The organism is Kitasatospora sp. NPDC001664, from assembly GCF_053596675.1.
In genome coordinates this window covers 235933-248049 of record NZ_JBSFGS010000004.1, presented here as the reverse complement: position 1 = coordinate 248049, position 12117 = coordinate 235933, and the positions used below count along the sequence as shown (strand labels likewise).

Annotated in this window: 10 protein-coding genes; 7 read left to right on the top strand and 3 right to left on the bottom strand. The window is 72.8% G+C overall.

The genetic code is table 11. The features are described from left to right. The first annotated feature begins 91 nt into the window (after positions 1 to 91). The 5 genes from ACWCYY_RS08180 (at position 92) to ACWCYY_RS08160 (ending at position 6559) form a co-directional block, all read left to right on the top strand. Positions 92 to 1093 (top strand): substrate-binding domain-containing protein, encoded by a 1002-nt coding sequence (locus ACWCYY_RS08180; protein ID WP_345287643.1) that lies wholly within the window; start codon positions 92 to 94, stop codon positions 1091 to 1093. 101 nt (positions 1094 to 1194) lie between these two features. Further along, a complete protein-coding gene (locus tag ACWCYY_RS08175) occupies positions 1195 to 2787 on the top strand; it encodes an Ig-like domain-containing protein (protein ID WP_345287645.1) in 1593 nt (530 codons plus the stop codon). Positions 2788 to 2920: 133 nt separating this feature from the next. Continuing rightward, on the top strand, positions 2921 to 4672 hold the full coding sequence (locus tag ACWCYY_RS08170) for a hypothetical protein (protein ID WP_449795485.1): 1752 nt from the start codon (positions 2921 to 2923) through the stop codon (positions 4670 to 4672). After that, complete coding sequence (locus ACWCYY_RS08165) at positions 4669 to 5679, top strand: sortase (protein WP_449795484.1); 1011 nt, start codon at positions 4669 to 4671, stop codon at positions 5677 to 5679. Before ACWCYY_RS08170 ends, ACWCYY_RS08165 begins: the two co-directional genes overlap by 4 nt. A 76-nt stretch (positions 5680 to 5755) precedes the next feature. Further along, positions 5756 to 6559 (top strand): phosphate ABC transporter ATP-binding protein, encoded by an 804-nt coding sequence (locus ACWCYY_RS08160; protein ID WP_380149995.1) that lies wholly within the window; start codon positions 5756 to 5758, stop codon positions 6557 to 6559. On the opposite strand, the gene ACWCYY_RS08155 is transcribed toward ACWCYY_RS08160, so the two are convergent. The 3 genes from ACWCYY_RS08155 to ACWCYY_RS08145 all read right to left on the bottom strand — a co-directional run bounded on the left by ACWCYY_RS08155 (position 6540) and on the right by ACWCYY_RS08145 (position 8918). Then, positions 6540 to 8003, bottom strand: coding sequence for an MFS transporter (locus tag ACWCYY_RS08155; RefSeq protein WP_345287650.1), 1464 nt, complete (start codon positions 8001 to 8003; stop codon positions 6540 to 6542). The two genes, ACWCYY_RS08160 and ACWCYY_RS08155, sit on opposite strands and share 20 nt — an antisense overlap. A 96-nt stretch (positions 8004 to 8099) precedes the next feature. Continuing rightward, positions 8100 to 8588, bottom strand: coding sequence for a MarR family winged helix-turn-helix transcriptional regulator (locus ACWCYY_RS08150; RefSeq protein WP_449795483.1), 489 nt, complete (start codon positions 8586 to 8588; stop codon positions 8100 to 8102). A gap of 48 nt (positions 8589 to 8636) precedes the next feature. Further along, on the bottom strand, positions 8637 to 8918 hold the full coding sequence (locus ACWCYY_RS08145; RefSeq protein WP_345287654.1) for a protealysin inhibitor emfourin: 282 nt from the start codon (positions 8916 to 8918) through the stop codon (positions 8637 to 8639). Positions 8919 to 9317: 399 nt separating this feature from the next. On the opposite strand from ACWCYY_RS08145, the gene leuA reads away from it, so the two are divergent. Beyond that, a complete protein-coding gene (leuA, locus tag ACWCYY_RS08140) occupies positions 9318 to 11099 on the top strand; it encodes a 2-isopropylmalate synthase (protein ID WP_449795482.1) in 1782 nt (593 codons plus the stop codon). Positions 11100 to 11490: 391 nt separating this feature from the next. Continuing rightward, the gene (locus ACWCYY_RS08135; protein WP_345287658.1) at positions 11491 to 12036 is read left to right on the top strand and encodes a TerB family tellurite resistance protein; all 546 of its coding nucleotides are present in this window, start codon (positions 11491 to 11493) and stop codon (positions 12034 to 12036) included. Positions 12037 to 12117 lie beyond the last annotated feature (81 nt).

Here is a 12117-nt window from a genome sequence, read left to right as displayed (position 1 = left end):
CCGAACCATCGATCCACCGTCAACGCAGGTGCGCCACACGGCCGGAGACCCTCCGGCCGTGCCCGAGAGCTGCCCGTAGGAAGAAGGAACCGTGAACTCTCCCACCAAGAGCAACCTCGCCAAGTGTGTGACCGTTGCCGCCGGTCTGGGCCTGGTGCTGGGTAGCACCGGCACCGCGCAGGCCGACCCGTCGGGCGCCCCGGTCTACCGCCAGCTGGCGGGTGTCGGCTCCGACACCACCCAGGGCGTCATGAACGCCATGGCCAACGACATCACCCTCGGCGGCCAGAAGGTGGTGGCCTCCTACAACGCGCTGGGCACCGCCACCGTCGCCACCAAGGCGGCAGCCGCGTGCCAGTCGGTCGCCCGCCCGAACGGCTCCGGCGCCGGCCGCACCGCGCTGGTCAACCAGCTCAACCTGGGCAACGGCTGCCTGGACTTCGCCCGCTCCTCCAGCCTGAACCTGGCCGCCGTCACCCCGGGCCTGACCTACGTCCCGTTCGCGGTGGACGGCGTCACCTACGCCGTCTCCTCCGGCTCCGAGGTCGCCCTCGACCTCTCCACCGCCGACCTGCACTCGATCTACAGCTGCGACCCGGGCTACGTCGGCACCGGCCCGAACTGGGACATCAAGCCGCTGCTCCCGCAGGCGGGTTCGGGCACCCGTGCCTTCTGGCTCACCGTGGTCGGCATCACCGAGTCGGACATCAGCGCCAACAAGTACCCCTGCGTGACCGACACCAAGGGCGGCAAGAAGATCGAGGAGCACGACGGCCGCGTCCTCGACACCAAGTCGCTGGTGCCGTTCTCGATCGCCCAGTACATCGCGCAGGCCTCCTCCACCATCGCCGACATCCGCGGCTCCGCCCAGCTCGGCAACATCAACGGCGTGCCGTCGGTGCTGCTGAACTCCAGCGCGGCCGCCACCCGTGACGTCTACAACGTCATCCCGACCTCCCAGGTGGCGAACAGCCCCTGGAAGGACGTCTTCGTCGGCTCGAACTCCGAGATCTGCAAGCGCGCCGCCATCGTCAAGCAGTACGGCTTCGGCGTGAACGCCAACTGCGGCGACATCTCGCGCGTCACCGGCTGACCTGGCCACAGCTCCACCGGTCTGAGCAACACCCGGCCCGCACCACGGGCCCGAAACACCCTCAGAAACGCTCCACTGACGCCTGAAAGGCGAACTCCACCGTGAGCATCCGGATCACCCGCACCATCGCGGTCAGCGCGGCCACCCTGCTGGCCGCCGGCTCCATCACCATGCTCGGCTCCGTCGCCGCCCACGCGGCCGACAGCCCGACCATCGGCAGCCTGGTCGTCAACCCGAACGCCGGCACCGTCGACGAGGGTCTGACCGTGACCGCCTCGGGCGCCTGCACCTCGGGCACCAACCTCCAGGTCCTGGTGCTCGGCCAGGGCTTCCCGGCCGACGGCTACGGCGCCACCTCGAACCAGTCCAAGGACGGCTTCCCGGCCGACGCCCAGGGCAAGGTGACCGTCCCGCTCTCCAACACCCTGCGCGGCTACGCCCAGGCCAACGGCATCGCCGAGCTCTCCGGCAAGTACGAGTTCCGCCTGCGCTGCCGCAACAAGGTCGGCGCCACCTACTACGGTGACTTCGTCGGCGCGATCTGGATGTCCAGCGCCACCAACTTCACCTCGACCGACCCGAACGCCCCGGTCGCGGTGGCCACCACGACCACCGTGTCGGCCACCCCGAACGGCTCGGCCACCGTGGGCAGCGACGTCACGCTGACCGCCGCCGTCTCCCCGGCCGCCCCCGGCACCGTGCAGTTCCTGGACGGCGCCAACCCGGTCGGCTCCCCGGTCGCGGTCAACGCCGGCCAGGCCACCCTGACCACCAACGCGCTGACCGAGGGCGCCCACCAGCTGTCGGCGGTCTTCACCTCCTCCAGCACCGGCTTCCTCGGCTCCACCGCCGCGGCGGTGGCCTACACCATCAGCCCGAAGGGCGCCGCGGCGACCACCACCGCGCTGGCCGTCTCGCCCGCCGGCTCGGCCGCCAAGAACACCCCGGTCAAGCTCAGCGCCAACGTCACCCCGGGCGCCGCGGGCACCGTCGCGTTCAAGGACAACGGCACCGTGCTCGGCACCCAGACCGTGGTGGCCGGCGCCTGCGAGTTCACCACCGCGACCCTGGCCGAGGGCGACCACGCCTTCACCGCCGAGTTCACCCCGGCCGCCCCGGCCGACTTCGCGTCCTCCACCTCCAGCACGGTGGCCTTCACCGTCACCCCCGTGGTGACCCCGCCGAACCCGGGCGGCCCGACCCCGCCGTCCCCGGTCTTCGAGACCATCACCACCTCGGTCGCCCCCGGCGCCCTGGTGATCAGCGTGGCCGGCACCAACGTCACGCTGCCCCCACTGGCGCTGAACAGCACCAGCACCCTGTACTCCACCGGTGGCGCCATCCAGACCGTCACCGTCACGGACACCCGTGCCGGTGCCCCGGGCTGGTCGGTCAGCGGCCAGGTCGCCCAGTTCAACTCGGGTGCCAACGTGATCAACGCGCAGAACCTGGGCTGGGCCCCGAGCCTGGTCTCCAAGGGCGACGGCCTCAAGGTCACCCTGGGCGGCACGGTCAACCCGGCCAACGCGGTCGAGGCCAACGACAGCGGCCCGTACGGCCTGAAGTCGTCCCGCACCCTGGCCACCGCGACCGGCCTCGGCACCGCCAAGCTCGGCGCCGACCTCACCCTGCTGGCGCCGACCTCCACCCAGGCCGGCACCTACCAGGGCCTGCTCACCCTGACCGCGATCTGACGCCGGTAGTTCACCGGGTCAGCGTGCGTTCGTAACCCGGCGGCCGGGCGGTCCAGGCGACACTGTGTCAGCTCTGGACCGCCGGGCCGCCGGTGCCCAACTCCCGTACCGACAAGCGAGGATGACGCCGCCGATGCGCCGATGGCTCCTGGCACTCGCCACCCCGGCCCTGCTCGCCCTGACCGTGCTCCAGGGGACCGCGCACGCGGAGGACCCCCCGGCGCAGCCGTCCCCCGGTCAGAGCGCACCCGCGCAGGCCCCGGCCCAGGGCGCGCCGCCCGTCGCGCAGACCTTCGGCATCCAGCCCTCGTCCGCCGACGCCCCCGACACCCGGGGCACCTTCGGCTACGCCGCCACCCCCGGCGCGCTGGTCAAGGACCACGTCGCGCTCTGGAACTACAGCGACCAGCCGCTCACCGTGCGGCTCTACCCCGCGGACGCCTTCAACACCGACAGCGGCGGCTACGACGTGCTGCCGGACGGCCGCAAGTCCACCCAGGCCGGAAGCTGGCTGCGCACCGCGGCGGACTCGGTGACGCTCGCTCCGCGCAGCCGCCAGATCGTCCCCTTCACCCTCGTGGTGCCCGCCGACGCCACCCCCGGGGACCACCCGGCCGGGATCGTCGCCGCGCTGCGGGCGGAGAGCAAGGACGCTCAGGGCAACGCCATCACCGTCGACCAGCGGGTCGGCGCCCGGGTCAACATCCGGGTGGCCGGCGACCTGCGGGCCGAGCTCAAGGTGGAGGACGCCAAGGCGGTCTACCACCCGAGCGCCAATCCGCTCGACTCCGGCCGCACGACGGTGAGTTACACCGTCCGCAACACCGGCAACGTCCGGCTCGGCGGCAAGCAGGCGGTCCGGGTGACCAACCTGTTCGGCTCGATCGCCACCGGTCACACCCCGCCCGACCTCCAGGAGCTGCTGCCCGGCAACTCGGTGACCTACCGCTTCGACGTCTCCGGCGTCTACCCGACCCTGTGGGGCACCGCCGGGATCACCGTGGACCCGCTGCCGGTCGGCGGCGACAAGGACCCGAAGCTGATCAGCTCCGTCACCAAGTACGCCTTCGCCTGGATCCCGTGGACCACGCTGGCGATCCTGCTGGTGGCCGGCGCCCTCGGCCTGCGCTGGTACCGGCGCCGCCGCCGTCCGGCCGTCCCGCCCACCGCACCGGCCGCCGCCGGGGGAGGCGGTGCGTCCGCCGCTCCGGCCGCCGTCGCGGTGGCCACCCTGCTGGCCCTGCTGGCCTTCGGCCACCTCTGGTCCGCACCGACGGCCTCGGCCGCCGAGGCACCCGGCACGTTGGCCTTCGACTACGCCTCCGGCAAGGACGACGACCCGATCGACCTGCTCAGCTCGGCGCCCTGCCCGGACCCGGCGAGCAACTACGTGGCGGTCCGGATCGCCGGCCCCGGCTTCCCCGCCGAGGGGTACCCGCTGACCGGCCTGGTGGCCGCCTCGGTCTACCGCCCCTCGAACGGCGGCGGGTTCGTGCTGCCGCTGGCCAACACCCTGCGGGTGGTGGCCTCCCAGGCCGGAGCCGGTCAGCTCAAGGGCGCCTACACCATCACCGCGACCTGCCGGAACAAGGTCCGCCCGGCCGCGCTCAAGGAGTTCACCGGCACGCTCACCTTCACCGGGCCGAACACCTGGACCGCCACCGACGTGGCCCCCGCCGGAGCCGTGCACGCCCCGGCGCCCGACCCCGGCGTCGCCACCGGGCCGGTGGCCGGCGCCAGGGGCGGCTCCACCGCGACCGCCGACGACGGGGTCCCGCTCTACACCTGGGTCTCGGTCGCCGCCGGGCTGCTGCTGCTCGGCTGGATCGCCGTGCCGCGCCTGCGGCGCCGGGCCCGGCGCACCGCCGAGGAGGCAGCCGAATGACCGTCACCGTCCCCGTGCCGATCAAGGCCGGCCCCGGCCCGCGGGACTGGACGCCGCCGTCCACCGAGCCGCCCGCCGCGCCCGCCCCGCCGTCCGTCCCGCCGTCCGCGCCCCCGCCCGTTCGGCCGCCCGCCCGGCCCTCGGTGGTGCGCCGGCTGACCCCGGACGGACCGCAGCTGATCGGCGCGGCGCTGGCCATCCTGGCCGGCCTGATGCTCGGCCTGCTGCTCGACCTCGGCCCGCTCGGCGGCCTGCGCCACCTGCGCGACCACGAGACCGGGATGGCCGAGCTCCGCCTGAGCCTGGCCCAGGGCACCGCCCCCGTCGGCCAGTTGGACAAGGACGGCAAGCCGGTGCTGCCCGGCACGCCCGTCGCACTGCTGGAGATCAAGCACCTCGGACTGCGCGAGGTGGTCCGCGAGGGCACCACCGGCGAGGTTCTCTCCTCCGGCCCCGGCCACCGCCGGGACACCGCGATGCCCGGCCAGGCCGGCACCAGCGTGCTGTTCGGCCGCCAGGCGGGCTTCGGCGGCCCGTTCGGCGCCATCGGCCAGCTGCGCCAGGGCGAGACCTTCACCGTGACCACCGGTCAGGGCAGTCACACCTTCCGGGTGGTGACGGTCCGCCGGGCCGGCGACCCGATGCCGCCCGCCCTCAAGACCGGCGCCGGACGGGTGGTGCTGGTCACCGGCGACGGCCCGCTGTACGCGCCCGACGACCTGCTCTACGTGGACGCCGACCTCGAGAGCGAGGTCCAGCCGAACAACGCCCGCCCGCTCACCTTCGCCGCGCTGCCCGCGGCCGAGAAGGCGATGGGCACCGAGGAGGGTGCCTGGGTGCCGCTGGTGCTCTGGGGCGAGGCACTGCTGCTGGCCGCCGTCGCCCTGGCCCTGGCCTGGACCCGCTGGGGGCGCTGGCAGGCCTGGACGGTCGGGGTGCCGGTGCTGGCCGCCCTCGGCCTGGCCGTCGCCGACCAGGTCGCCCGCCTGCTGCCCAACCTGATCTGACCTCAGTTCCCCCGCTCCGCACCGCCGTTCCAGTCAAGAAAGGGGCCGCCCCGTGAGTCTCGACACCACTGCCGTCCTGCCCGTCGTCCCCACCGCCGCGAGCAACGCCGGGACGCTCGACGCCCACGGCATCTCGGCCTGGTTCGGCGAGCGCAAGGTGCTGGAACGGGTCTCGCTGCTGATGCCGGCCGGCCAGGTCACCGCGCTGATCGGCCCGTCCGGCTGCGGCAAGTCCACCTTCCTGCGCATCCTCAACCGGATGCACGAGCTCATCCCCGGCGCCCAGTTGGCGGGGGAGGTGCTGCTGGACGGCTCCGACGTCTACGCCCCCGAGCGCCGGCTCACCTCGGCCCGCCGGGACATCGGCATGGTGTTCCAGAAGCCCAACCCCTTCCCCGCGATGTCCATCTACGACAACGTGGTGGCCGGGCTGAAGCTCACCGGCCTGCGCGCCACCCGGGCCGAGAAGGACCACCTGGTCGAGGAGTGCCTGACCAAGGCGGGCCTGTGGAAGGAGGTGCAGGACCGGCTGCGCCAGCCCGGCGGCGCCCTCTCCGGCGGCCAGCAGCAGCGCCTGTGCATCGCCCGCTCGCTCGCCGTGCGCCCCAAGGTCCTGCTGATGGACGAGCCCTGCTCGGCCCTCGACCCGACCTCGACCCGCCGGATCGAGCAGACCATCCGCGAGCTGGTGGAGGAGGTCACCATCGTGATCGTCACCCACAACATGCAGCAGGCGCACCGGGTCTCCGACCAGTGCGCCTTCTTCCTCGCCGAACAGGGCACCCCCGGCGGCATCGTGGAGCACGGGCCCACCGAGGCGATGTTCTCCGCCCCGGTGGACCAGCGCACCTCGGACTACGTCAACGGCCGCTTCGGATAAGCGACTTCTCCTCCCGCCGGCTGGTCGCCACGACCCGGCCGGCGGCCGGCCGCAGGGCGACGGCGGCCAGCGCGGTGGCGGCCAGCAGGAGCAGGGTGCCGAGCAGGAAGGCGGCCCGGAAGCCGGCCGTCATCGCCTCGGCCTGGCTGCGGCCGGCCTCGGCCAGCGCCTGGCCCCGGCTGCCGGCCAGGGTGACCAGCACGGCCACCCCGAGCGCGCCGCCGACCTGCTGGGTGGTGTTGAACAGCCCCGAGCTGACGCCCGCGTCGGCCGGGGCGGCGTCGGCCATGGCCAGCGAGGTGAGCGCGGCGACGGCCAGGCCGAAGCCGCCCGCGAGCAGCATGGTCGGCAGCAGGTGGAGGACGTAGGAGGCGTCCGCGGGGAGCCGGGTGAGCAGGCCGATCGCCACCACCAGCAGGCCCAACCCGCCCAGCAGCACGGTCCGTTCACCGAAGCGGGCGACCAGCGGGGCGGAGAGCAGCAGCGAGACGCCACCGATCACCACTGCGGCCGGGAGCATGGCGAAGCCGGTCGCGGCGGCGCCGTAGCCGAGCACGTTCTGCAGGTAGAGCGCTATCAGCACCTGGAAGCCGAACAGCGCCGAGACCATCAGCACCTGCACCAGATTGGCCGCCGCCACCCGGCGCGAGCGCAGCAGGCGCAGCGGCAGCAGCGGCTCGGCCGCGTACCGCTGGCGCAGCAGGAAGCCGGCCAGCAGCAGGGCGGAGACGGCGCCGAGCAGCAGGGCGCCGGTGGTGGAGCGCTCGATCGAGACGATCGCGTAGACCCCGAGCATCAGACCGGCGGTGACCAGCGCGGCGCCCGGCAGGTCAAGGCCGCGCAGCGAGCGGGCCGGGCCGTCGGCGGCCAGCACCCGCAGCGACAGCAGGACGGCGGCCAGGCCGATCGGCAGGTTGACGAAGAAGATCCAGTGCCAGCCGACCGCCTCGGTCAGCACCCCGCCGAGCACCTGCCCGATCGAGGCCCCGGCGGCGCCGACGAAGCTGAACGCGCCGATCGCCTTCCCGCGCTCGCCCGGTTCGGGGAAGAGCGTGACGATCATCCCCAGGCTGACCGCCGAGGCCATCGCCCCGCCGATCCCCTGGGCGAACCGGGCCGCGATCAGCAGCTCCTGACCGCCCGCCAGCCCGGCCAGCAGCGAGGCGGCGGTGAAGAGCACCAGCCCGGCCACGAAGATCCGGCGGCCGCCGAGCAGGTCGCCGAGCCGCCCGGCCAGCAGGAGCAGGCCGCCGAAGGCGATCAGGTAGGCGTTCACCGTCCAGGTCAGGCCCTCGGCGGTGAAGCCCAGGTCGGCCTGGATGGCGGGCAGCGCCACGGTGACGATGGTGCCGTCCAGGATGATCATCAGCATCCCGGCGCAGAGCACGGCCAGGGCCGTCCAGCGCGAATGCGCGGTCCCCGGTGCGGTTCCTCGCGTGGTCATGGAGTTCCTCCCCCTCGGTGGTGGCGACAGGAAGGAAGCTATCAGATAGTCCCGTACGAGACTATCTTTCTCGGTATTGAATTGTCCGGGACGGCCTCAGCCGCGCGGGCGGCGGGCCCGGCGCACCGGGCGCTCGCTCTCCACGGGGGTCGAGAGGTGGCCGTCGTGGAGGGTGGTGAGCGCGCGCAGCAGTACGGCGCGGTCCTCCTCGGGCACCGCCTCCAGGGCCTCCCGGTGGACGCCGTCGGCGACCTTCACGCCGGCCGCCACCGCCTCGGCGCCGGCCGGGGTGACGGAGATGATCCGGGCCCGCCGGTCGGTGGAGGAGGGGCGGCGCTCGGCCAGTCCGAGCCGCTCCAGCTCGTCCACGGTGACCACCATGGTGGTCTTGTCCAGGTCGGCGATCTCGGCCAGCTGGATCTGGGTCCGCTCCTGCTCCAGGGCGTGCAGCAGCACGCAGAAGCCGCGCGGGGTGATGCCGAGCCCGCTCCCGGCGAAGGCGGCCGACATCCGGGTGGAGAGCACGTGGCTGGTGTGGGTCAGCAGGGCCGACAGGTCCGGCATGGTGCGCGAGGGTTCGGTCATTCCCGCAGTCTACAAACTGCGGCTCCAGCGGGATTATCCGGAAGTGGACTACTCCACCGGGAGGGCCAGGCCCTCGCGCAGCACCAGGGAGACCAGCTCGTGCTGGGAGTCGGTCAGCTTCGGGTCGGCGCAGTGCACCGTCCGTCCGTCGACCGTGATCGCGTAGTGGAACCCGTCCGGCACTCCGTAGGAGGGGTTGCGGAGTCCGCCGGCCACCGCCTCCCTGGCCAGCGCGTGGACGTGCGGCGCGTCGGTGCGCGCGGCGGTGTCCAGCTCGGCTCGGAGGGGGTGTCCGGCCAGGCCGCCGGTCCGGGTCACCTGGATGCGCATGGTTGCCAGTGTGCTACTCAGGGGCACGGCCGCGCTGCCCGTTTCGGTGAAAATTCGGCGTCGGATCGGCGGGTGGATCAAGGAGGCGGGCGGGCGGACGGGCAGGTGCGCGGAGGCCGCCCGGCTGACGGCACGTCAGTTCGAGCCGTCTCGCTGGGTGGGACAGTGGCCTGCCTCACTTCGGCGGGCAGGGCGCCTGGGTTACGCTGGGCGACATCATGCGCTACCGGCTGCTTCTTCTTAGCTGCCGCGGCGAGGGCCTGTAGACCACGAAGGCCGGCTCCCTCGCCGCGGGATGCTGTGCTGTCCCCGTACGGATGCGGGGCAGTGGTCGGCCGAGTCGGGTGTCCTCCACCCCGACCAGCCCGCATATCGAGTTCGGAAGCCGAGAGTCCCTTCATGACTGAGCAGTCCGCCATCGCTCGTGCGTTCAACGACCGCCCCACCCCGATCACGGCCGGCACCGTCCAGCAGAAGCCGTCCGGGATGCCGTTCCAGCGGTACGTACCGTTCGGCACCATCGACCTGCCGGACCGCACCTGGCCGTCCAAGGTGATCACCCAGGCTCCGCGCTGGCTCTCCACCGACCTGCGGGACGGCAACCAGGCGCTGATCGACCCGATGTCCCCGGCCCGCAAGCGCAAGATGTTCGACCTGCTGGTCAAGCTGGGCTACAAGGAGATCGAGGTCGGCTTCCCGTCCTCCGGCGCCACCGACTTCGACTTCGTCCGCTCCCTGATCGAGCAGGACGCGATCCCCGAGGACGTCACCATCTCGGTGCTGACCCAGGCCCGCGAGGACCTGATCGAGCGCACCGTGGAGTCCCTGGTCGGCGCCCCGCGCGCCACCGTGCACCTGTACAACGCCACCTCGCCGCTGTTCCGCCGGGTGGTCTTCAAGGGCAGCAAGGACGACATCAAGGCGATCGCCGTGGACGGCACCCGCCTGGTGATGGAGTACGCGGAGAAGATCCTGCGGGACGAGACGGTCTTCGGCTACGAGTACTCGCCGGAGATCTTCATCGACACCGAGCTGGACTTCGCCCTGGAGGTCTGCGAGGCGGTGATGGACGTCTGGCAGCCCGGCGAGGGCCGCGAGATCATCCTGAACCTGCCGACCACCGTCGAGCGCTCCACCCCGAACGTCTACGCCGACAAGATCGAGTGGATGTCGCGGAACCTGAGCCGCCGCGAGTTCGTCGCGCTGTCCACCCACCCGCACAACGACCGCGGCACCGGCGTGGCCTCCGCCGAGCTGGCCATCATGGCCGGCGCCGACCGCGTCGAGGGCTGCCTGTTCGGCCAGGGCGAGCGGACCGGCAACCTGGACCTGGTCAACGTCGGGATGAACCTGTTCTCCCAGGGCGTGGACCCGATGATCGACTTCTCCGACATCGACGAGATCCGCCGCACCGCCGAGTACTGCTTCCAGATGCCGGTGGCCGAGCGCCACCCCTACGCCGGCGACCTGGTGTACACCTCCTTCTCCGGCTCCCACCAGGACGCCATCAAGAAGGGCTTCGACGCCCTGGAGGCCGACGCCAAGGCGGCCGGCGTGCCGGTCGGCGAGTACACCTGGGGCGTCCCGTACCTGCCGATCGACCCGAAGGACGTCGGCCGCTCCTACGAGGCGGTCATCCGGGTCAACAGCCAGTCCGGCAAGGGCGGCATCGCCTACGTGCTGAAGAACGACCACAAGCTGGACCTGCCGCGCCGTCAGCAGATCGAGTTCTCCCGGATCATCCAGGCCAAGACCGACGCCGAGGGCGGCGAGGTCACCCCGGCCGAGATCTGGAGCGTCTTCCAGGACGAGTACCTGCCCACCCCGGAGAACCCGTGGGGCCGGATCGCGCTGAGCGGCTCGCGCAGCCTGGAGACCGAGGACGGCCGCGACGTGCTGCGCGCCGAGGCCGTGGTCGACGGTCGCCCCGTCACCCTGAGCGGCACCGGCAACGGCCCCGTCTCCGCCTTCGTCAACGCGCTGGCCGGGATCGGCGTCGACGTACGGGTGCTGGACTACGCCGAGCACGCGCTGAGCGAGGGCGGCGACGCCCAGGCCGCCGCGTACGTCGAGTGCGCGGTGGACGGCAAGGTGCTGTGGGGCGTCGGGATCGACGGCAACACGGTGCTGGCCTCGCTGAAGGCCGTGGTCAGTGCGGTGAACCGGGCCCAGCGCGGCTGACGGTGCGTCAGGGGGGCCGCTGCGGCGGCCCCTTCGGCGTTTCCGGGGTTCCTCGGGGGTGCCGGCGCGGGTGTCGGCAGGGGGGTCGGCGGGCGGGGGCGCGGGGTGTGTTCTGCGACACATTTTTACCCGTTCGGGGTGCTGACACCCGCGCTTAACCATGGCAGCATCTACCCACCGGAACCGGGGTCGGTGGGACGACCGCGGCGTCCGGTCGCGTGACCTGCCCATTGTTGTGCAGGCCGCCTGCCATGTCTGGGGAGTTGGCGCCGTGACAGGGTTGTGGGGTGTCCGTCCTCGGTGGCGGACTGACGTCCTCGGTGATTTCTACTGTCCGGGCTGCGGCGGGGACCGCAACTACCGCCGGCAGCACGGCCGGCGGTGGCTGCGGTTGTTCGGCACCCCGGTGCTGCCGGTCGGCCCGGTCACCGGCTGCGTGCAGTGCACCACCTGCCACCGGCGCTTCGGGCTGGAGGCGCTGGACCAGCTCACCTGCGTCCGGCTGGGCGCGATGCTGCGGGACGCGCAGTACACCGTCGCACTGGCGGTGCTCGCGGCCGGCGGCACCGGCAGCCGGGCCGCGCGGGACGCCGCCTGCGAGGCGATCCGGGAGGCCGGCTTCGAGGACTGCGGCGAGGCCCAGGTGCTGGCCGCGCTCGCCGCCCTCTCCGGGACGGGCGGGGACACCCCCGTCGACCTGGACGCCACCGGCAGTGCCCTCACCGTCGAACTCCACGCCGCGCTCGAACCGTTGGCCCCGCACCTGGCCCAGCCCGGCCGCGAACGCCTCGTCCTGCAGGGCGCCTGGATCGCCCTCGCCGACGGCCGCTACCTCCCCCACGAGCGCACCGCCCTCACCGCCGTCGGCCGCTGCCTCGGCCTCCCGGCCACCCGCACCGCCGAACTCCTCGAGGCCGCCACCCGCACCTCCCACTGAGCCGGGCCCGACTCCCCCCTCCGGGCCCGCCACGACCCGCACCCGCAGGACGGTTCCCCCACGGACCCAGGGTGCGGGCTC

What these genes read in the sequence shown, in the direction of transcription:
- ACWCYY_RS08150 (WP_449795483.1), bottom strand. Translation starts at nt 8,588, where the DNA reads ATGACCGAACCCTCGCGCACCATGCCGGACCTGTCGGCCCTGCTGACC.
- ACWCYY_RS08155 (WP_345287650.1), bottom strand. Translation starts at nt 8,003, where the DNA reads ATGACCACGCGAGGAACCGCACCGGGGACCGCGCATTCGCGCTGGACG.
- ACWCYY_RS08145 (WP_345287654.1), bottom strand. Translation starts at nt 8,918, where the DNA reads ATGCGCATCCAGGTGACCCGGACCGGCGGCCTGGCCGGACACCCCCTC.
- ACWCYY_RS08165 (WP_449795484.1), top strand. Translation starts at nt 4,669, where the DNA reads ATGACCGTCACCGTCCCCGTGCCGATCAAGGCCGGCCCCGGCCCGCGG.
- leuA (WP_449795482.1), top strand. Translation starts at nt 9,318, where the DNA reads ATGACTGAGCAGTCCGCCATCGCTCGTGCGTTCAACGACCGCCCCACC.
- ACWCYY_RS08170 (WP_449795485.1), top strand. Translation starts at nt 2,921, where the DNA reads ATGCGCCGATGGCTCCTGGCACTCGCCACCCCGGCCCTGCTCGCCCTG.